We start from the raw sequence: 20,372 nt of genomic DNA on the forward strand, positions 1-20,372 counted from the left end.
TGACCTCGATCAGTTGCGACGGTGGGCGTTGAGACGGTGCTCGACGAAGAGCGAGTAGCGCGACATTCCAAAGCAGAACAGGAAATAGATGATACCGGCAAAGGCAAAGCCGGTGAACAAGGTCGACGGCGTCGACCACTTCGGGTCCGCGAACGAGGCGCGCAGCGACCCCAGCAAATCGAACAGCGCGACGATGGAGACCAGCGAGGTATCCTTGAACAGCGAGATGAAGCTGTTGACGAGGTTCGGGATGACGTGGCGCAGCGCCTGCGGCAGCACGATCAGCGACGTCGTCTTCCACCAGGACAGCCCGAGCGCCGCCGCCGCCTCGCCCTGCCCGCGCGGGATCGCAGCGAGGCCCCCGCGGACGTTCTCGGCCTGATAGGCGCCCGTGAACAGCGCGATCCCGATCAGCGCGCGGACGAGGCCGTCGACCGTGAAATTGCCCGGCAGGAACAGCGGCAGCATGTAGGTTGCGAAGAACAGCACCGTGATCAGCGGCACGCCGCGCCAGAATTCGATGAAGGCGATCGAGAATATCCGGATCAGCGGAATGCTGGAGCGGCGGCCGAGCGCCAGCGCAATGCCGATCGGCAATGACGTGACGATGCCGGCGACGGAGACCACCAGCGTCACGAGAAGACCGCCCCAGAGTCGCGTCTGCACGACCGCCAGTCCGCCGTGATCAAGCCCCATCAGCTTGATCACGATGGCGATGGCGATGAAAGTCGCGATGCTCCATGCCAGGGGACGCCATCCCGTGCGCCCGCCACCGCCGAGGACAAAGGCGATCAGCGCGACGACGGCCGTGGTGATCGCAAAGTCGGTCCAGACCGATTGGCCCGAGCCCTCGAGCTGGTCACGCAGCCAGGTCAGGGGAAAGATCAGCCAGAAGATTGCCTTGCCGACCAGCAGGATGAGGTTGCCGACGACCCACAGCAGCGGGGCGACCGCCGAGGTCTTGCTGAGACTGAGCAGGACCTGCCCCGCGCCGATGATGCTGTCGTCGAACAATTGCAGCAGGCCCGCCGTCCAGCTCACGCCGAAGCCCGAGATGCCGCCGCCATGCAGCAGGAAGAACGCGACGACGGGAAAGGCGAAGAAGAACAGGCTGGCGTTCACCCCCTTCGCCGGCAGGCGCGGAACGAGCATTGGCACCAGTAGGACCGCCGCCAGGGCGAATGTGAGGTTGACGCGCCAGCGCTCGGCCTCGGGATAGAAGCCATAGATTAATTGCGGCAGCTTGGCCTGGATGTAGGGCCAGCAGGCGCCGACCGCGAACCCCGCGTTCTCGGTCAGGCACGCCGCACGGTCACTGCCGGTCCAGACCGCGTCGACGACCAGGAATCGGACGGACGGAACGATGGTGAACCAGAGCAGCAAGGCGCTGACGATGGTGATCAGGATGTTGGTCGGCGAGTTCAAAAGGCGCGTGCGCACGAGGCCAATGAAGCCCGTCGTCTTCACCGGCGCAGGACGCTCGGTGAGCAGATCCTGCCGGACATAAGCGGATGAGGTGATGTCGGTCATGCGCCGAGGCTCCGGCTGACGCGCCAACCGTAGACGCTCATGATCGCGCTGGTGAGCAGCGAGATCAGAAGATAGACGCCCATCGTCATGGCGATGATCTCGATCGCCTGCCCGGTCTGGCTCAGCGACGTGCCGGCCCATACCGAGACGAGATCAGGATAGCCGATCGCCACCGCAAGCGAGGAATTTTTGGTGAGATTGAGATACTGGTTGGTCAGGGGCGGCACGATGACGCGCATCGCCTGCGGCACGACGATCAGCCGCAGCGTGGCGCCGCGGCTGAGGCCGAGCGAGGACCCCGCCTCCATCTGCCCCTTGTGCACGGACAGGATGCCGGCACGCACGATCTCGGCAATGAAGGCGGCGGTATAGGTCGACAGCGCCAGCGTCAGTGCCACGAACTCCGGAATGATGCGCGAGCCGCCGGCGAAATTGAAGCCCTTGAGCTGCGGCAGCTCGACGGTGAAAGGCAAACCGAACACCAGTATGGTGGCGAGCGGCAGGCCGAACAGCAGGACCAGCACAGAGGGCCAGATGCGGATGACCTGCCCGCGCTGAAACAGCGCGCGCCGCGCGTGGATGCGCAAGGCCAGCGACGCCACGATGCCGAGGGCCAATACCACCAGGAACGGGACCAGGCCGCTTCCGCCGATCGGTGATGGAATGACGAGGCCACGATTGCTGATGAAGGCGATGCCGAGCAGCGAAATGCTTTGCCTGGGATTGGGCAGCGCGGCGAGCACCGCCAGGTACCAGAACAGGATCTGGAACAGCAGCGGCAGGTTCCGGATGATCTCGACGTAGATCTCGCCGACGCGCGACAAGAGCCAGTTCGGCGACAGCCGGCACAGTGCGACGATGAAGCCGATCACGGTGGAGAAGAAAATGCCGACCACCGAGACCACGAGCGTGTTCAGGAGCCCGACCACGAACACGCGCAGGAACGTGTCCGAGCCGGTGTAGGAGATCAGGGTCTGGTTGACGTCGAAGCCGGCATTGTTGCGTAGGAAGCCGAAGCCGGCGGCGATGTGCTGGTTCTCGAGGTTGGCGCGGGTGTTGGAGACGATCTCGTAGCCGATCCAGCCCAGGATCGCCGCGAAGGCAAACTGGACGGCGACGCCGTTCCAGCCTGCCTTGCCGCCCAGAATGCGCCTGATCTTCAGCGCGATCTGGGCCGGCGGTTTTCGAGCCTCGGTGCTCATCGCCGCGGATCAGGCGGGATCAGCGGATCGGCGGCGCGTACTGGAGACCCCCCTTGTTCCAGAGATTGTTGAGACCGCGATTGATGGCGAGCGGCGAGCCCGAGCCGACATTGCGGTCGAACACCTCGCCGTAATTGCCGACCGCCTTCACGATCCGGACCACCCAGTCCTTGGTGAGGCCGAGCTGTTCGCCGAAATTGCCGTCGGTGCCGAGCACGCGCTTCAGCTCCGGATTTTCCATCTTGGCCTTCTCGTCGACGTTCTTCGAGGTGATGCCGAGCTCTTCGGCGGTGACCATCGCGAACAGCGTCCACTTCACGATGTCAAACCACTGGTCGTCGCCGTGGCGCACCATCGGGCCGAGCGGCTCCTTCGAGATGATCTCGGGGAGCACCATGTGGTCGTTGGGATTGGCGAGCTTGAGGCGGTTGGCGTAGAGGCCCGACTGGTCGGTGGTGAAGACGTCGCAGCGGCCGGCCTCATAGGCCTTGACCGTCTCGTCATTGGTGCCGAACGCGATCACCTCGTACTTCATGTTGTTGGCCTTGAAGTAGTCGGCCAAATTCTGTTCGGTGGTGGTGCCGGTCTGCACGCAGACCGAGGCGCTGTTCAGTTCCAACGCGGAATTCACTTTGAGCGACTTCTTCACCATGAAGCCCTGCCCGTCATAATAGGTCACGCCGGTGAAGTTGGCGCCGAGCGAGGTGTCGCGCGAGATGGTCCAGGTGGTGTTGCGCGAGAGCACGTCGATCTCGCCGGATTGCAGTGCCGTGAAGCGATCCTTGGCGGACAGCGGCACGTACTTGACCTTGGTCGGATCGTTGAAGATGGCGGCGGCGACGGCGCGGCAGAGGTCGACGTCGAGCCCGGTCCAGTTGCCCTTGTCGTCGGGCGAGGAGAAGCCCGGCAGGCCCTGGCTGACGCCGCAGGACAGCGCGCCCCGATCCTTGACGGTCTTGAGCGTTTGCGCACCGGCAGTCTGGGCAGTCAGGCCGGCGGCGAGAGCGAGAGTGAGAGCCAGGGTTACGCGTTTCATGGGCTAAAGGCCTTTCAAGGTCGTCTCAATGAACGTTGTCTCAGGATCGTCTCTGCCAGGACTAGGCGTCGCAGCACTAGCCTTGCAAGAGTCATGCTGGAAAACCTTGCCGAACACCCGCCGATCCCGAGAGGCCATAACCTAATCCCCGCCGCAGGCGCCCGCCTTTGTGGCTGTGGCGCAAGGTCCGGTCAGACGATGGATCGAAGGTCGCGGCTGCCCCTCAACATGCGGCGACTGAATAGCACCTGCGCATAGGAGAGCGGCTGGCGGGCCGGGTCAAGGGGTTGACGGGACTCTTCTGTGTTCTGTTATTAACGACAGCGGCCTTTCGGCCAGCCTGCGGGCGCGACGCGCGCCAGCGGAAACGCTTTTTTGAAAGCAGACGCATGGATTCCTCGCATCCCCTTCGGCAGCAGGCCGAGACCCGCCTGGTGACCTCCGGCCGCGACACCAAGGCGCAGAAGGGCTTCGTCAATCCGCCGGTGTTCCACGGCTCGACCGTGCTGTATCCGACCGCCGAGGACCTGCACGCCCATCGCGGCGAGTTCACCTATGGCCGCCACGGCTCCCCCACCACCAAGGCGTTCCAGGAGACGCTGATGGCGCTGGAGGGGCCGCAATGTGCCGGCGTCGGCATCGTGCCGTCAGGACTGTCGGCAATCTCCACCACCCTGCTCTCGGTGCTGAAGGCCGGCGACCACATCCTGGTCTGCGACAACGTCTATCGACCCTCGCGCAATTTCTGCAACGGCATGCTCACCCGCTATGGTATCGAGACCACCTATTTCGATCCGCTGATCGGCGCCGGCATCGAAAAGCTGTTCAAGCCGAACACGCGCGCGGTGCTGGTCGAGGCGCCTGGTTCGCAATCGTTCGAGATGCCGGACATCCGCGCCATTGCCGAGGTCGCGCATGCCAAGGGCGCGCTTGTCATCGACGACAACACCTGGGCGACGCCGCTCTATCACCGCTCGCTCGAACAGGGCGTCGACATCAGCATGCAGGCGGCCACCAAATATATCGGCGGTCATTCCGACATCATGTTCGGCACCATCTCGGCCAATGCCAAGGCCTGGCCGATAGTAGCGGAAGGAATCCGCCTGCTCGGCGTTTGCGCTGGTCCCGATGACGTCTTCCTCGCGCTGCGCGGCCTGCGCACGCTGTCGGTGCGACTGGCGCAGCATCATCGTTCAGGCCTCGAGATGGCGCGCTGGCTCGCTGATCGGCCTGAAGTCGCGCGCGTGCTACATCCGGGGCTGGAGACCGATCCCGGTCACGCGATCTGGAAGCGCGACTTCACCGGCGCCTCGGGCCTGTTCAGCATCGTCTTGAAGCCGGCGCCGCAGAAGGCCGTCGACACCATGCTCAACACGCTCAAGCTGTTCGGCATGGGTTTTTCGTGGGGCGGCTTCGAGAGCCTCGCGATTCCGTTCGACTGCAACGACTATCGCACCGCGACCAAGTGGGCGCCGGGCGGCCCGACTCTCCGTCTGCATATCGGGCTCGAAAGCACCGACGACCTCAAGGCCGATCTCGATCGCGGCTTTGCTGCCCTCAAAGCGGCAATGTGAGTCTGAGCAAAAGGCAGCGCGCCGCGGACGCGCCAAGGCGCGCCGCGACGGGAACGAGCAACCCACGCAGGCGTTAACGCCGATGCGCCAACAAATGGTTTGAACCTCAAGCATTTGGCGCTAGCCTCACCAATCGACTCTCAATCCGGACACGGAGAATGGGAACGTTGGTTCTGCTCGATCTGATGGGCGGCGTTGCGCTGCTGCTGTGGGGCCTGCACATGGTCCACAGCGGGATTTTGCGTGCGTTCGGCCCGGACCTGCGGCGGCTGCTCGGCAAGGCGCTTGGCAACCGCTTCAAGGCGTTTGCGGCCGGCCTCGGCCTCACCGCGCTGCTCCAGAGCAGCACGGCGACTGCGCTGATCACCAGTTCATTCGCCGCCGAAGGCCTCGTCAGCCTCGCGGCCGCACTCGCCATCATGCTCGGGGCCAATGTCGGCACGACGCTGATCGTGCAGGTGCTCTCGTTCAATATCGCGGCGGTCGCACCGGTGTTGTTCGTGCTGGGGCTCGTCGCCTTCCGGTCGGGCCCGCGCTCGCGGATCAAGGACATCGGCCGCGTCTGCATCGGCCTCGGCTTGATGCTGCTGTCGCTGCATATCCTGCTCGATACGCTGGCGCCGGCGGAGAACGCGCCCGGCATGCGCATCATGATGTCGGCCATCACGGGCGATCCCGTCCTCTGCATCGTCATCGCCGCACTCATCACCTGGGCGGTGCATTCGAGCGTCGCCAGCGTGCTCTTGATCATGTCGCTCGCCTATTCGCAGTTCATCACGCCTGACGCGGCGCTCGCGCTGGTGCTCGGGGCCAATCTCGGCAGTGCCATCAATCCCGTGTTCGAAGGGGCAAGGCGCGACGATCCCGCGAGCTACCGCCTGCCGGTTGGCAATCTCGTCAATCGCATCGTCGGAATCGCGCTCGTCCTGCCGTTCCTGAACGTGATCGCCGGCTACATGCATGCCTGGCAGCCCGATCTCGCCAAAATGACGGCAGCGTTCCATATCGCCTTCAACGCGGGTACGGCCGTCATCTTCATCGAGCTGCTCGACACCATGTCGCGCGCCCTGACCCGGCTCTTGCCCGATCGCATCCAGGAGGCCGACCCGGCCCGCCCGCGCTATCTGGACGAGAGCGCGCTGGAGACGCCGTCACTGGCGCTCGCCGACGCCGCCCGCGAAACCCTGCGCATGGGCGACCTTGTCGAGGTCATGCTGCGCAAGGTGATGACGGCGATGATGACGGGCGACCGGGCGCTGGTCGACCAGGTGACAAAGACCGACAATGCCGTCGACGGCCTCGACGAGGCGATCAAGCTCTACGTGACGAAACTGACGCGGGGCAGCCTCGACGAGAGCGAGGGGCGGCGCGCGATGGAGATCATCTCCTTCGCCATCAACCTCGAGCATATCGGCGACATCATCGACAAGAATTTGAGCGAGCTTGCCACCAAGAAGATCAAGCGGCGCCTGCAATTCTCGGCCGAGGGCGCCGAGGAGCTCGCCGCCTTCCACAAGCGCACGATGGACTCGCTGCGGATCGCCTTCGGCGTGTTCATGTCGGGCGACGCCAACGAGGCGCGCAAGCTGCTGGTGGAGAAGACCACGCTCAGGAACACCGAGCTCGCCGCCGTCGAGCGCCATCTCGACCGCCTGCGCGAAGGCCGCCCCGAGACCATCGAGACCACCTCGCTGCATCTGGACGTTCTGCGCGATCTGCGCCGCATCCATTCACATATCTGCTCGGTCGCCTATCCAGTGCTGGAGGCGGCCGGCGAGCCCTATCGCCGGACCGGGACCGAGACGGCCGCCCTGCCCGCCTCAGGCGCGGCTTCGGCGTTGCCGCGCTAGGACCTTGGACCAGACACCGGGATCAGCGGTCCAGCGTCTTGGACGCGCGACCGCGGTTCTTGATGATCAGCATGATGTTGCGGACATAGATGATGGTCGCCAGCGCCTGCCCGAGGATGATCACCGGCTCCCGCTTCACGACGCCATAGACCAGCGTCATCAAGCCGCCGCCCATGGAGCAGAACCAGAATGCCATCGGCACCACGCTGTTGCCGGCGCGCTCGCTCGCGATCCACTGCACCAGGAAGCGCGCGGTGAAGAACAGCTGCGCGACGAGGCCGAACGCCAGCCAGAAGTCGAACTTGGCGACGAAGACGTCGTAGAGATAATTGCTCAGCGCCTGACCGTATTGAATGATCATGCGTTCACCTCAGTCACATCTGGTGTCGGCTTCTTGCGGCGGATCAGCCACCACACGCCGGCGAGATCCATGATGCCGATCCACAGCCGGTCGAAGAAACCATAGTTTGACACGCCGGAATGGCGCGGCCGGTCGATCACGTCGACATAGGCAATATCAAAGCCCTCGCGGCGGACCAGCGCCGGCAGGAAGCGATGCAGCCCGTCGAAATAGGGCATCATCAGGAAGATATCGCGCCGGAACGCCTTCAGGCCGCAGCCGGTATCGCGCGTGCCGTCCTTGAGGATCGAATTGCGGACGCCATTGGCGACGCGCGACTGGAGTTTCTTGAAACCGGTGTCCTTGCGGCCGACGCGTTGTCCCGCGGCGAGCCCGACCTTGCTGTCCTTCTCGACCGCGGCGATCAGGTCCGGCAGGAACGCCGGGTTGTTCTGGCCGTCGCCGTCGAGCGTCGCCACGATCTGCCCGCGCGCCGCGCGCACGCCGCTGCGCACCGCCGCCGACTGGCCGCCCGACCTGGCGTGGCGGAGCTGCCGCAGATTGTCCCGCTGCTTCATCATCGCCATCAGGCGCTCGCCGGTGGCGTCCGTCGAGCCGTCGTTGACGTAGATGATCTCGTAGGCCCAGCGGCCATCGAGCGCCGCACCGATCTCGGCGATCAGCGGCGCGATGTTGTCGGCTTCGTTGCGCACGGGAACGACGATGGAAACCGAAGGCTGGGACGTCGACAAAGGAGGCTCGTGGTTGGAATGGGCCTGCCCTCAAGGAACCGGCGGTCCCAGGAAGCAGCCGCTTTTATGGGGCGGATGCCCCGCGGGCAACCCTTTTGAGACGGCCCGAATCTGCCCCCGGAAGAGGCACAATGGTGCCGTCGGCCCGGATGGCAAAGGCGAGCCTGCGGGCCGCGAACCAGTAGCGGACCGCCATGGCGCCGACCATGCCCAGCAGGGCGCCCGCCGTGACGTCGCTCGGGTGGTGCGCGAGCAGCACGAGACGCGTCAGCAGGATCACGATTGCGTAAGTGAACATGAACACGCGCAACCGCGGCAACAGCGCCGAGACCGCGAACGCCAGCGCAAATGCCGTGATCGCATGCCCGGACGGCAGGCTGGCATGAGCCCCCGTTCCCTCGAACGGGACGAAATTGAACGGATTGGCCGCGCCACCGACGAACGGGCGCCCCCGGCCGATGATGTATTTCAGAATCTCGCCGGCGAACACGGACAGAGCTACAGACAGAAACAGGTACTGGAGCCGCGTGCCAAAGCCGAGCAGCAGCGCGCGGCGTGTGCCGTGAAGCCCGGCCGCAACGAGCGCCACGACCACCAGCGCAGCCCCGAGCACCGAGAGCACATACTCGTCCTTGCCGAAATCGGTCAGGATGCTGATCGGCCACAGGCTTGGCGTGCCGCGCGCCGGCATCAGCAGGATCTCGGTCCGGTCGAACGCGACCATCAGCACGACGATCAAGGCCGCGCCCACTGCGCTCAGCCACAGCGAATGTCGCGCCAGCTTGCGCGCGGCAGCAGCGCGGCGCGAATGCGAGGGTGTTCGCACGAGCTGCGCCAGCGCGCGCCCGGACACGGCGAGCAATTGCGCCGGATAGCCCGCACGCGGCGCGATGTCGGTCGTACCGGGCATCCTACTCGGTGCCTTCCGAGCGGAAGATCGAGATCGAGATCGGCCGCCCTTGCGAGAAATTATAGCCGTCGATGCGTGCACCGACCTTGTAGCGCAGCCCGATCGCCTCGGCGCGCTGCACGAAGCTGCGCTCCGAGCGCTGTTCGATCAGCGCGAAGCGGCAGCTTCCCTGCCGCAGGAAATCCGCCGCGCCAGAACCGTCGGTGAGCAGCGTCTGCGTACCCGTGAGGAACACGAGGCTCGGCTCGTGATAGCCGGCCGCTGCCGCCTTCGGCCCGACGCAGCTGACGTTGCGCAGCGCGCGCGCCACCTCGATGCTCGGGAACAGCGGCGTCAGCGACGGCAGCACGATGCCCCAGACCACGACCGCCAGCATCAGGGCGGCGACCAGTGCATTCAGCACCGAACGTTCGGCGCGGTTGCTGTCGAACAGCCACCAGGCGAACAGGCCGAAGATCAGCGAGGCCGCGATGAACGGCCAGGCGACGAAGGCCGGCTGCCGCGTCAGCATGACCGCGCCGACCACCGCGATGATCGAGGCCGCCGCAGGGATCGCGAACCACCAGGCCGAGCCGCGCGGGAGCCACGAGCGCGACAGCACGTTCCGCTCCAGCGCGCCGACGGTGAGGATCGCGATCGCCGGATAGAGCGGCAGCACGTAATGCGGCAGCTTGGTCAGCACCGCCTCGAACACGATCCAGGACGGGATCAGCCAGGCCAGGAGGAACTGCGCGCCGGGCTCGCGCCGCGCCCGCCACACCGCAGGCGCCGCCATCGCCGCGAGCGGCGCGCCCGGCCAGAACGTGATCCAGAACAGCGCGAGGTAAAGCCCGGGCGGTGCGCCATGGGATTCCTGGGCGCCGATCTTGCTCAGCATGTCGCCGCCGACGGAGTCCGCAAAGAAGGCATCGCCCGCGCGCCAGAAGATCGCGATGAACCAGGGCAGCACCAGCACCAGCAACCACATCAGTCCCCAGACCGGACGCAGCTTCCACAGCCAGGAGGCATCGCGGTCCAAAATCGCCAGGGCGACGATGGTCAGGCCGGCGAACATCAGGATCAGCGGACCCTTGATCAGGATGCCAACCGCGAGCGCGGTCCAGAAGATTGCGGGCCAGCTCCACGGCGGACGGGTCTCGTCCTCGGCGCGCTGCCAGGACAGATAGGCGCGCGACATCGCGCCCATCGCGGCGGTCACGCAGAACAGCAGCATCGCGTCGGTCTTTGCGAGCCGCGCCTCGACCCCGAGCAGCACGGAGGCGCACATCAACAGCGCAGCCAGCACCGCAGCGCGCCGCGTCACGAAGCCGAGCGCGGCCCAATAGGTCATGAGCACCGCGCCGATCGCGCCCAGCAGCGAAGGAATGCGGTAGACCCAGATCCGCAACTCGGCCTTCGGCAGCTTGAGCGCCGTGGCAGCTTCAACCGCCGCCGATTGCAACCAATAGATGCCGACCGGCTTCTTGTAGCGGACGTCCTCCTGGAAGCGGATGTCGACATAGTCGCTGCTCTCGACCATCTGCTTGGTCGCTTGCGCAAAGCGCGCCTCGTCGCGATCGACCGGCGGGATGGTGAAGAAGCCAGGCAGGAACAACAGCAGCGCGCACAGCACCAGGAAGCCGGCCGCGCGAGCATGGCTGGACGTAACGACGTCGAGCAGCGACACCAGCCGGCTGCCCGGATTTACGGGCGTTTTCGGCTCGCGGGGCGCTCCAAAACGGGGAGTTGGGTAGGTCTCGGCCATTGGTTCCGCTTACGCTGAAACCGCCATCGCCACAACCGCTTAAGCCAGGGTCATTGAATTCGAATGACAACTGTGTCCGCGGCGCCCGTGGCATCGATCACGGTGAGGCGTGCAAAGCCCGGACCGGGCGGATCGATCAGGCGCTGTCGGCGGCCGTCGATCTCGCCGCGCGAGGTTCCGTTAACCATGACGGTCATGGGCAGGACACCGCCGGCGACCTTGACAGGCATGGCGGCGGCTTCCGCACCACCGGAGCGATCGACGTCGATCCGCGAGCCGTTCAGTGGAAACTGGATGTGCAGCGCCTGCTCACCGCCGGTGCGAACGAGTTCCCCAATCGGGCGGAACCGCCTCAGCGGCAGCGGCAGCTTGGCGTTGCTGGCGACCAAAGTTCCCTTGGGCGGTTTGGGCAGCGGTGTGAGCGTCTTGCCGGTGCGGGCGAAAGCGTCGAACAGGATTGGAGCTGCGGCGACGCGCCCGATCAGGCCGGGAACCGGAGCGCCGTCGGGCCGGCCGACCCAGACGCCGATGGTCATGCGGCCGTCGAAGCCGACCGACCAGGCGTCGCGATAGCCGTAGGACGTGCCGGTCTTGAAGGCGATGCGGTTGTGGGCGGCATTCTCGGGCGGCGGCGTGCCGAGCAGCACGTTGCCGACCTGCCAGGCCGCGGCCTGGTCCAACAGCCGCATCGGCTCGCGGTCATCCTTTGCCGCGACGACTTCGCGCAGCGGCCTGGTGGTGCCGAGCCGGGCGAAACCCGCGTAGAGCTGGGCGAGATCCTGGAGCGTCACGCCAACGCCGCCGAGGCCCATTGCGAGACCCGGCGCCTCGTCCTTGGGCAGGACGAGATTGCCGCCGGCCTGGCGCAGCCGCGAGGCCAGCCGGCTCGCGCCGACGCGGTCGAGCAGCACGATCGCCGGAACGTTCAGCGACAATTGCAGCGCCTTCTTCACCGGCACCGTGCCCTGGAACGTCATGTCGAAATTTTCCGGCGCATAGGAGCCGAAGCGAACCGGACGATCGTCGATCAGGCTGTCGGGATGGACAAAGCCGTCCTCGAAGGCGAGGCCATAGATGAAGGGTTTCAGCGTCGAGCCGGGCGAGCGGACGGCGCGGGTCATGTCGACCTGCCCTGCCCGGCTCTCGTCGAAATAATCCGCCGAGCCGACGCGCGCGAGCACGTCGCCGCTCTCATTGTCGACCACGATGATACCGACCGAGATGTTCGGCCCCAGCGCAATGGCGCGGTCGCGCGCCAGCGGCTCCAACACCCTCTGCAAGGTCGCATCCAGCGTCAGCTTGATGACCGGCGTATCCTTGACGGTCGCGAGCGCGGAGTCGGAAGCATGCGGCGCCAGGATCGGCATCGGCTTGCGCAGTTTTGGTACGGGCGCGGCGTTGGCCTGCGCCGCATCGTCGGAGCTGACGACATGCTCAGCGACCATGCGATCGAGCACCCGATCGCGCGCCCTGCGCGCCGCCTCGGGATAGCGGTCGAGCCGGCGCGTCTCCGGCGATTGCGGCAGGGCGACCAGCAGCGCAGCTTCAGAGAGCGAGAGCCGCTTCGGCTCCTTGCCGAGATAGGCGATCGAGGCGGCGCGGATGCCTTCGAGATTGCCGCCGTAAGGCGCAAGCGCGAGATAGAGGTTGAGGATCTCGGCCTTGCTCATGCTGCGCTCGATCTCGATCGCGCGCACGATCTGGCGCAGCTTGGCATAGAGCGAGCGCTGCCGCCGCGGCTCCATCAGCCGCGCCAGCTGCATCGAGATGGTCGAGCCGCCGGACACGATGTGGCCGCGCGTTCCCAGTTGCAACGCGGCGCGTCCGAGCGCGAGCGGATCGAGGCCGTTATGGGCGTAGAAGCGCTGGTCCTCATAGGCGAACAGCAGTTTCAGATAGGTCGGATCGACGTTGGCCTTCGCATCGACCGGCAACCGCCAGCGGCCGTCCGACATGGCGTAGGCGCGGAGGAGCTTGCCATTGCGGTCGACGACGGTGGTCGAGACCTGGCGCGCCTCGTCGAGCGGAAGCGGTCCGAGCGAGTAGACCCATGCGACGAAGCCGGTGATGCCGAGGATGAAAGTGAGTGCGAGGGCAGAGAGGACACGATGGCCCCTGCCCCTTGCTCCGTCATGGCCGGGCTTGTCCCGGCCATCCACGTTGGCCCCGGCACCAAAGTCCGTGGATGCCCGGGTCAAGCCCGGGCATGACGACGGAGTTTGTAGCCCGTTCGGAGCGTCAGTCATCCCAAGCACTCACTTCGCCGCCCGCACCTCGACCGTTCCCGTGCCCGTCCGGCCATAGCGCGAGGGATTGTACATGTCCTCGACATAGGCCTGCGGCAGCACGTATTTGCCGGGCGAGACGGCGCGCAGGACATAGGCGACGGTGAACACCGCCTTGGAATCCGAGGCGCGGTCCACGGCCGCGGTGAAGCGGTCGTCGCGGAACTCGGTGTCTTCAGGCTCCTCGCCGTCCTCGATCCAGTCCAGCGTGCCGCTGTCGCCCGACGAGAGCAGCTTCGGATTGTCGATCTCCAGACCCGCCGGCAGATAGTCGGACACCATGATGTGGCCGTACTCGGGCTTCGCCTCCGTGATCTTCAACACCACGGCGAAGCGATCGTTCTGCTTGACCTTGCTGATATCGGCGGGCTTGCCGTCGAGCGTGAAGTAGTTCCGCTCGATCTTGAACCCGGCCGAGGCGGCCGGCTCCGGCGTCACCGGCGAGCCCGACACCGAGACCACCGCCTGCACCGGTGCGTCGCCGGTGTTGGTGATCTTCAGCGGCTTGCCGCTCAGCGTGTCCGCCTTGTAGCTACGGTACAGCGCAGTCTTGACCGGCTGGCCGTCGACCTCGATCGACAGGTTCTCCTTGGCGAGCGCCCTCGCCGCCAGCACCAGCCACGCATTCTCCTGCGTGGAGGTGTAGGGCGTGAGCCCGCGCGCGGTCTCGACCCGCGACACCGCCTGCGTCAGCGTCGCCTTCGGCGCATTGCCCTCGCTCGCGAGCGAGACCAGAGCTGCGGCATCGCGAAGCTGCGAGCCGTAGTCGGTGCGGCCGAACTCAAGCACCGGCTTCGGTGCCAATGAGTCCAGAGCCGCGCCATAAACCCGCTCCGCGCGGTTGCGGTCGCCGACCAGCGCGAGCGCCGCAGCGAGCTGCGACTTCGCAATGGGCGTTGCGAGGTTGGAGAGCTTGGTGTCGGCGAGATAGCGGAGATCGCCGATCGGCGCTGCGCCATTGCGGGCGAGCACGTAGAGCCCGTAGGCGAGATCGCGGCCACCGTCCTTCTCCGGCTCGTTGCCGTTGACGACCGAGTTGCGGATGCGGTCGAGCGCGTTCTTGAACGGCACGTCCGGCACCGCAAAGCCCTTCTCGCGGGCGCGGGTCAGGAAGTCCGTCACGTACGCATCGAGCCAGGCATCGTCGCCACCAGCCAACCACAGGCCAAATGAGCCGTTGGAGCCCTGGCGGGCCAAAAGCCGCTCGATCGCATCGCGGATGCGCTGATCGACCTCGGTGTCCATGGCGAGGTGCGCACCGGTCGCGAGCTCGTTGACGTAAAGCAGCGGCATGGCCCGGCTCGTGATCTGCTCCGAGCAGCCATAGGGATAGCGGTCGAGCGCTTTGAGGATCGTCGCCGCATCGAGCGCGGTCGACAGGCTGGCCGAGACCGAGACGCTGCCGGTGCCCGGCACGAGGTCGGAGAACATGTCCGAGGTCAGCGTCAGGCTCTCGCCCTTGGCGAGGGTGCGGATCGAGCGCCGCGCCAGCACCTGCGTCGCCGCCTTGACGTCGAACGCATAGTGGCGCGCCAGCGCAAGGCCATTCGGTCCCTTGATGTCGACGTCGAGCGTCGCCTGCCCCGCCGCGGTCGCATCGAGCGCGAGCGAGAACGCGTTGCGCTGCTTGGCGGCGAGCTTGACCGTGGTGGCAGGATTGCCGGTCATCTTCACCGGGCCGCCCGTCTTCACGTTGATGACGTAGTCGCCGGCCTGGCCCTCGACATTGTCGATCTCGAGATTGACCGTGCCATGGTCGCCATTGAGCAGGAACCGCGGCAGCGTCGTGGTCAGCACCACAGGGTCGCGGATCACGACGTCCGTATTGGCGCGTCCGAGTTTGGTCGCGGTCCACGCCACCGCCATGACGCGCGCGGTGCCGGCGAACTCGGGAATGTCGAAGCTCACCTCGGCCGTGCCGTCGGCACCAACAGTCACGATGCCCGAATAGAGCGCCAGCGGCTTCTGCGCGGGCGGCGAGCCCTGGAGCTCGGCCCCGGCATCGCCGCCGGATTTGATCTGGCCGCGCGTGCCCGACATGCCGTCGATGAGCTGGCCGTAGAGATCGCGGATCTCCGCACTCAGGCGGCGCTGGCCGAGATAGTAATCGTCCGGCGCAGGCGGCTTGTAATTGGTGAGGTTGAGGATGCCGACGTCGACCGCGGCGATCACCACCTTGGCGTCCTCGCCCGGATTGAGTCCGTCGAGCTTGACCGGAATCTTCAGCGCCGCGTTCGGGCGGATCAGCGCCGGCGGCGTCAGCTTCACCTGGAGGGTGCGGGTCTGCTTGTCGATGCCGAACCATTTCAGGCCGATTGCGCGGCCCGGCATGCGCTGGGCGGCGGCATCGAGTGGACGGCGGAGCGTTGCCACCACATAGGCGCCGGTGCCCCAGTCCTTGCCGACCGGGAGCTTCACCTGCGCGGTGCCTTCCCTGACGTCGATGGTCTGCGTCGTGAGCAGGCGGTCGCCGAGGACGTTGACGGTGAGCTTGCCCGCGGAGCGGACATTGACCGATACCGTCATGGTGTCGCCGGAGGCGTATTGCGGCTTGTCGATCGAGGTCTCCAGCAGGTCAGGCGTGTCGGCGCTGCCGTCGGAATACCAGCCGACGTCGAACTGCACCGAGGTCACCGGGCCGTCGGCGTCGTTCGACTTCACATCCAGCCGGTAGCGGCCCGGCTGCGGGCTGAGCGAGATCCGTGCCGGCTTGTCGGCGGCAACAGTGACGTCACCGTCGGCGACGCGCGAGGTCGACTTGACCGGCTCGTACTCCCAGTAATTGTTCTGGCGATACCATTGGTAGCGCGACTCCATCTTCAGGAGCTCGTAGCGCAATCCGTCGCGGCGAAGCTTCTCGCCCTCGGGCGAGACGAAGACGACGTCGAACTCGGCCTTGTCGCCCTCGGCGACGTTCTTGTCGCCGAACAGCGGCTTGATGCCGATCTGCGCCGCAACGGGCGCGACCGGCAACACCAGCTTGCGCTCGACGGCGCGGCCGCCGGTCTCGACCATGCGGACGAAGATCTGCGCCTCCTGCGGCCGCGTCGATGCCGGCTGCTTGTCCAGCGTCACCGGGAAGGTGGCAACGCCATTGGCATCGGCCTCGGGCAAGTTCTCCAGCGGCGTGCGCTCGTTCGAGGTGGTCTCCTCGTCGGCAACGCCGAACTGATAGCCGGCAAAGCCCGGACGCTCGCTTGCGGGCGCGATCAGCATGTCGCCCTCGAGCGCAAGGCCGGAGGCCGGCGCGCCATAGAGGAAATGGCCGTCCGCCTTAAGCTCCACAGGAGCGTTAGCTTTGATCAGCTTGTCTTTGGCAGACAAGTCGAATTCGATCCGATCTGGGACATAATCCTCGACCATGAAGGTGGTCTCGCCGACCGAGTTGCCCTTCGGATCGGTGAAGGCGCGCACCCGCCAGGTCCCGGTCGGGACGGCCGAATTGAGCGGCACGGACAACGTGCGGCCGCCGGCACCCTGGTCGGCCAGCACGGCGCGGCGGAATTCGACGCCGTCGGGGCGCTCGATCACCAGGGTCAGCGGCCCGCCGGTCACGGCATTGCCCTGCCCGTCGCGGAGCAGCGCTGTCAGGAACACGGTCTCGCTGGAGCGGTAGACGCCGCGCTCGGCATAGACGAAGGCGTCGGCGCCCGCGGGCACGGCGCGGCCCGCGACACCGCGATCGGACAGGTCGAAGGCGGAGGTCTTCAGGCTCAGGAAGGCATAGTCCGCCTTCTCGCCCGTGACGGTCAGCAACGCCGGCGACAGGCCGCCCTCGCCGCGCGCAAGGCCAGCCTCGAACAGCACGTGACCGGAATCGTCGGTCTTGCGGGTCGCCAGGATCTCGTTGTTGCGGGCAACCAGCCGCACCTCGGCCTTGCCGACCGGATCGGTCGAGGCCAGCGAGTTCACAAAGACATGGATGCCGTCATTGCCGGAGTAAGCGGACACGCCGAGATCGGAGACGATGAACCATTGCGTGGCGAGCTGGTACTCGTCATTCGAGCCCGGGCCCTTGGCGGCAGCCGTCATCACATAGACGCCCGGCTGCAGCTCGCCGAGTGCCTGATCGACCGGGAATGCCGTGGTGACGTCCTGATTCAAGGTCATCGCGGTCGCGAGCTCGCCGGACCAGACCTTGACGCCGCGCTCGTCGCCAAGATCGCCGAGCTGATATTTGGTCAGCGTCTTCTGGAAATCGCTGTCCACCACCGTGTTGATCAGGTTGCGGTCGCCGATCCGGAACACGTTGATGCTGACCGCGGGTGTGTTGACGCTGACCACGGGAATGCCGCGCTGGCCGGTCCTGGGCAGCACATAAGCGCGGCTGGTGAAGCGCGCGAAGGGCTTGCGGTCACGCACATAGATGTTGAACTCGGCCGATTTCGGCAGGCCTTCCTTGACCGTGGACGGCAGGCCGGCGCGCAGATTGATGTTGTAGCGCTCGCCGTGCTTGAGGCCGTCGACGCAGAGCTGCTTGCCCTCGGCCGACAGCGCCGGTTTATCCTGGCCTGCGAGCGCCAGGAACGGCGCGAAATCGGTGCGCTTGGCGAGTTCCTCCGAGAATTGGAAGCAGGCGCGCGGGCTCGCTGAATCCGAGTCCACGGTATAGTCGAGCAGCCGAAAGCCGTGCTCGTCGCGCATCTTCTCATACTGACCGCGGACATCGGCGACCTCGCGCGCCTCGAGCGACAGCCGCAGCGCATCCAGCGCCGGCCGCCAGAGCTTGCGTTCGGCGAGCGACTTGCCGAGCACGGCGAGCGCATCAGCCTCCTCGCCCGGATTACCGGCGCGCTGGTAGGCGATGTAAGCGGCGGTCGAGGCGCGCTCCAAAAGGAACGTCTGCTCGCTCGAGTTCTTGGGCCAGATCTGGAAGATCACCTTGGCGAGCCGCAGCCAGTTGCCGGCATCGTCAGGCGTGGTCGCCGCGATCTGGCCGAGCACCGACAGTCCGGTGCGGTAGTCATTGCGGCGGAAGGCAGCGTCGGCGTCCGTCTTGAGCGTCGCATTGGTCTTGGCGACCGGCCCCGCCTCGCTCTTGATCTGGGCCTCCAGCTTGATGGCGGAATCGGCGAGATCGTCGCGCTTGAACGCCTTGTCGGCGGCTTGCGCAGCCGAAAGGCCGAGCGCCAGCGTGGCGCAGAGTGTGACGGCGCGGACAAGACCGATCATGATGGACTCCCGGAAAGCGCGGACGAGCGCCGCGGCGGCAAATGAAATGCGCGGAAAGGTGACGGACTCAAGGCGATGGAACCGAAGGTGCAAATCGTCGCATTCGCCATGACAAGGCAAGCCCAGAGGAGACCGGCCGCGATATCGCCGCGCACGCCGTCCTGATGGCGCAGCAATACCTAGCCAGTCGACCGGCGGCCGCGTCCCGGAAGCTCCTCAGCGCTTCCCGGCGATGTGAACCATCGTCCGTTGCGCTGCCGCTCAACCCGGCACCCTGACACCCCGCCGTTCCGCTTTGTCGCGGCTCGGAGGAAATCGGTTCGGTTCAGACTTGGCGAAACACCAGATTTTTCATATTGGCATGCTAGATGAACGGCCGGCCCCCGAACCGGGGGGTGGCTCAAGACGGTCCCGTAGCTCAACTGGATAGAGTAGCGGATTTCTACTCCGCGGGTTGCAGGTTCGAGTCCTGCCGGGATCGCCAGTCAAACCGCTTGGCAATCAAAGACATTCAGCCGGTCAAGCCCTAAGGCGGATCACCGCCTGCCTAGCGCGAGTGGGGATCAAAGACCCCAAATGGGGCCAGGCGGGGCAGAAAATCCCCGGAGAAATCCCCGGAGCATTTTCGCACACCGGAAGGGCGCCGGCGCGCGCATTCCGCCGCCCGCGCTCTACTTGCGCAGCCTGCCCATACCAGCCGCGAGGAACACGTCGATCAGCACGGCCGCGCCCAGCAGCAGAAACATCTGGATCGGAAACATGTATTGCATGTGGAAATAGATCAGCACGCCCTGCGCCACGAAGCCGGCGGCCATCGACGCGCTGGCGGCCATCACGGCGTCGAAATTCTCGATCCCAGCGTCCGAGCGACGATACCACCTGACGAGAGCGCCGGAGATCGCGAGGACCAGCAACACGGGCCACAGCGTTGGTGCGAACGGCAGCCCAGACATTTCGGCGTGGAGGATCAGGACGAGCTTGGCCCAATAGATCGAGGCGACCTCGGCCGGATGCTGGCGGACGAGATCGAGATAGCGTTCTCGCAGAATCTCGTAAAAGCGCGGACTGAGATACGGAACGGCCGGATCAACGGCCTTGACGGCGTCGATCGCGCTGTAGTCACTCCATTCGATCCCGAACGGGTTAGGTACCCCGCCGAGCCCCATATAGAGGTTCGCCCAGGTCCCGTGACTTTCCAGCTTCTCGGGCGGCGGCAGCTGATAGACGGCGTCTCGCGCGCGCAGAAGCGCATACGGCGTCGCCGCCGTGGCGACAATTGCAAGCGCCAGCACGACAGGAGCCAGCTTGCGCTCGCGGATGACGAGCAAGATCGTTACGATCAAAGCGGTCAGCACGCCCATCATGCCGATCGCCTCACGGAGCAGTAGCGCCACGGCCAGACCCACAAACCCGGCCGCGATCCACGCAGCCCGAAATCGCGGCCTGCCAAGGATCGCAATCGGCAGAATGACCGCGAAGCACGCCGCCGCGAACTGGGCCGGATGCGGCGTCAGGGCGTGAAACTGGCGGGCCATGAACGCGCCGACGGTCAGCGCCGAGAGCGAGGCAACCGGAAGATTGCAGGCCATCAGGAGCAACGCCACGGCGATGAGCGCCGTGTAGTTCAAGGCAGTGTTGAGGTGCGAGATCTGCTCCGGCCGGACCGCAGCCCCGCTCGCGACGGAATAGACCTCGAGCGCCAGGGCGTGGCCGAGATCGTCACCACCGAAACCGTCGGCGATCGGCACGACATCCTCGCCGTGGCACAGCACGAGAAACTTGTGCGTCGCCCTGGCGCAGTCCGCGCTGGCGAGCCAGACCTTCGCAGTGGTCCAGCTGTGCGGAAGGCCATCGGCTTTCTGAAATGAGCGATACGCCTGCGGCGCGGTCGCGAGCGCCAGACAGACAAGGAGCAACGCGGTACGCACGAACGGCGCACTAAAACCCCTGACCGACTCCATTCCCATTCCGCGGCGC

12 protein-coding genes and 1 tRNA gene are annotated in these 20,372 nt (G+C 65.9%); 3 read left to right on the top strand and 10 right to left on the bottom strand.

The features are described from left to right. Window positions 1–9: 9 nt before the first annotated feature. From BRAGE_RS0115925 to BRAGE_RS0115935, 3 genes are read right to left on the bottom strand one after another with little or no spacing between them, the layout of a single operon-like run. Window positions 10–1,530 (bottom strand): amino acid ABC transporter permease, encoded by a 1,521-nt coding sequence (locus BRAGE_RS0115925; RefSeq protein ID WP_027558002.1) that lies wholly within the window; start codon window positions 1,528–1,530, stop codon window positions 10–12. Then, the gene (locus tag BRAGE_RS0115930; RefSeq protein ID WP_027558001.1) at window positions 1,527–2,732 is read right to left on the bottom strand and encodes an amino acid ABC transporter permease; all 1,206 of its coding nucleotides are present in this window, start codon (window positions 2,730–2,732) and stop codon (window positions 1,527–1,529) included. Before BRAGE_RS0115930 ends, BRAGE_RS0115925 begins: the two co-directional genes overlap by 4 nt. A 19-nt stretch (window positions 2,733–2,751) precedes the next feature. Beyond that, a complete protein-coding gene (locus BRAGE_RS0115935; protein WP_027558000.1) occupies window positions 2,752–3,768 on the bottom strand; it encodes an amino acid ABC transporter substrate-binding protein in 1,017 nt (338 codons plus the stop codon). A gap of 389 nt (window positions 3,769–4,157) precedes the next feature. On the opposite strand from BRAGE_RS0115935, the gene metC reads away from it, so the two are divergent. Together metC and BRAGE_RS0115945 are read left to right on the top strand one after the other, a co-directional pair. Next, a complete protein-coding gene (gene metC / locus BRAGE_RS0115940; RefSeq protein ID WP_027557999.1) occupies window positions 4,158–5,342 on the top strand; it encodes a cystathionine beta-lyase in 1,185 nt (394 codons plus the stop codon). Between the two features lie 158 nt (window positions 5,343–5,500). Further along, window positions 5,501–7,192, top strand: coding sequence for a Na/Pi cotransporter family protein (locus BRAGE_RS0115945; protein WP_027557998.1), 1,692 nt, complete (start codon window positions 5,501–5,503; stop codon window positions 7,190–7,192). A 22-nt stretch (window positions 7,193–7,214) separates the two neighbouring features. Here the strand turns inward: BRAGE_RS0115945 and BRAGE_RS0115950 are convergent, their stop codons facing one another. The 6 genes from BRAGE_RS0115950 to BRAGE_RS0115975 all read right to left on the bottom strand — a co-directional run bounded on the left by BRAGE_RS0115950 (window position 7,215) and on the right by BRAGE_RS0115975 (window position 18,395). Further along, the gene (locus BRAGE_RS0115950; protein WP_027557997.1) at window positions 7,215–7,553 is read right to left on the bottom strand and encodes a lipid-A-disaccharide synthase N-terminal domain-containing protein; all 339 of its coding nucleotides are present in this window, start codon (window positions 7,551–7,553) and stop codon (window positions 7,215–7,217) included. Continuing rightward, the gene (locus BRAGE_RS0115955) at window positions 7,550–8,284 is read right to left on the bottom strand and encodes a glycosyltransferase family 2 protein (RefSeq protein WP_027557996.1); all 735 of its coding nucleotides are present in this window, start codon (window positions 8,282–8,284) and stop codon (window positions 7,550–7,552) included. Before BRAGE_RS0115955 ends, BRAGE_RS0115950 begins: the two co-directional genes overlap by 4 nt. Before the next feature lie 64 nt (window positions 8,285–8,348). Continuing rightward, window positions 8,349–9,194 carry a phosphatase PAP2 family protein gene (locus BRAGE_RS0115960; protein ID WP_027557995.1) on the bottom strand — a complete coding sequence of 282 codons (846 nt, stop codon included), beginning with the start codon at window positions 9,192–9,194 and terminating at the stop codon, window positions 8,349–8,351. A gap of 1 nt (window position 9,195) precedes the next feature. Beyond that, on the bottom strand, window positions 9,196–10,938 hold the full coding sequence (locus tag BRAGE_RS0115965) for an ArnT family glycosyltransferase (protein ID WP_028146293.1): 1,743 nt from the start codon (window positions 10,936–10,938) through the stop codon (window positions 9,196–9,198). A gap of 50 nt (window positions 10,939–10,988) precedes the next feature. Then, the gene (gene pbpC / locus BRAGE_RS0115970; protein WP_027557993.1) at window positions 10,989–13,097 is read right to left on the bottom strand and encodes a penicillin-binding protein 1C; all 2,109 of its coding nucleotides are present in this window, start codon (window positions 13,095–13,097) and stop codon (window positions 10,989–10,991) included. Between the two features lie 96 nt (window positions 13,098–13,193). After that, complete coding sequence (locus BRAGE_RS0115975) at window positions 13,194–18,395, bottom strand: alpha-2-macroglobulin family protein (protein ID WP_027557992.1); 5,202 nt, start codon at window positions 18,393–18,395, stop codon at window positions 13,194–13,196. A 407-nt stretch (window positions 18,396–18,802) separates the two neighbouring features. Here BRAGE_RS0115975 and BRAGE_RS0115980 point away from each other — a divergent pair. Then, window positions 18,803–18,879: transfer RNA gene (locus BRAGE_RS0115980), tRNA-Arg, on the top strand. A gap of 187 nt (window positions 18,880–19,066) precedes the next feature. On the opposite strand, the gene BRAGE_RS0115985 is transcribed toward BRAGE_RS0115980, so the two are convergent. Next, window positions 19,067–20,356: a hypothetical protein gene (locus tag BRAGE_RS0115985; RefSeq protein WP_027557991.1), complete on the bottom strand. Its 1,290-nt coding sequence runs from the start codon at window positions 20,354–20,356 to the stop codon at window positions 19,067–19,069. Between the last annotated feature and the right edge of the window lie 16 nt (window positions 20,357–20,372).

Origin of the sequence: Bradyrhizobium genosp. SA-4 str. CB756, from assembly GCF_000473125.1 — a bacterium.
GTDB lineage: Bacteria > Pseudomonadota > Alphaproteobacteria > Rhizobiales > Xanthobacteraceae > Bradyrhizobium > Bradyrhizobium arachidis.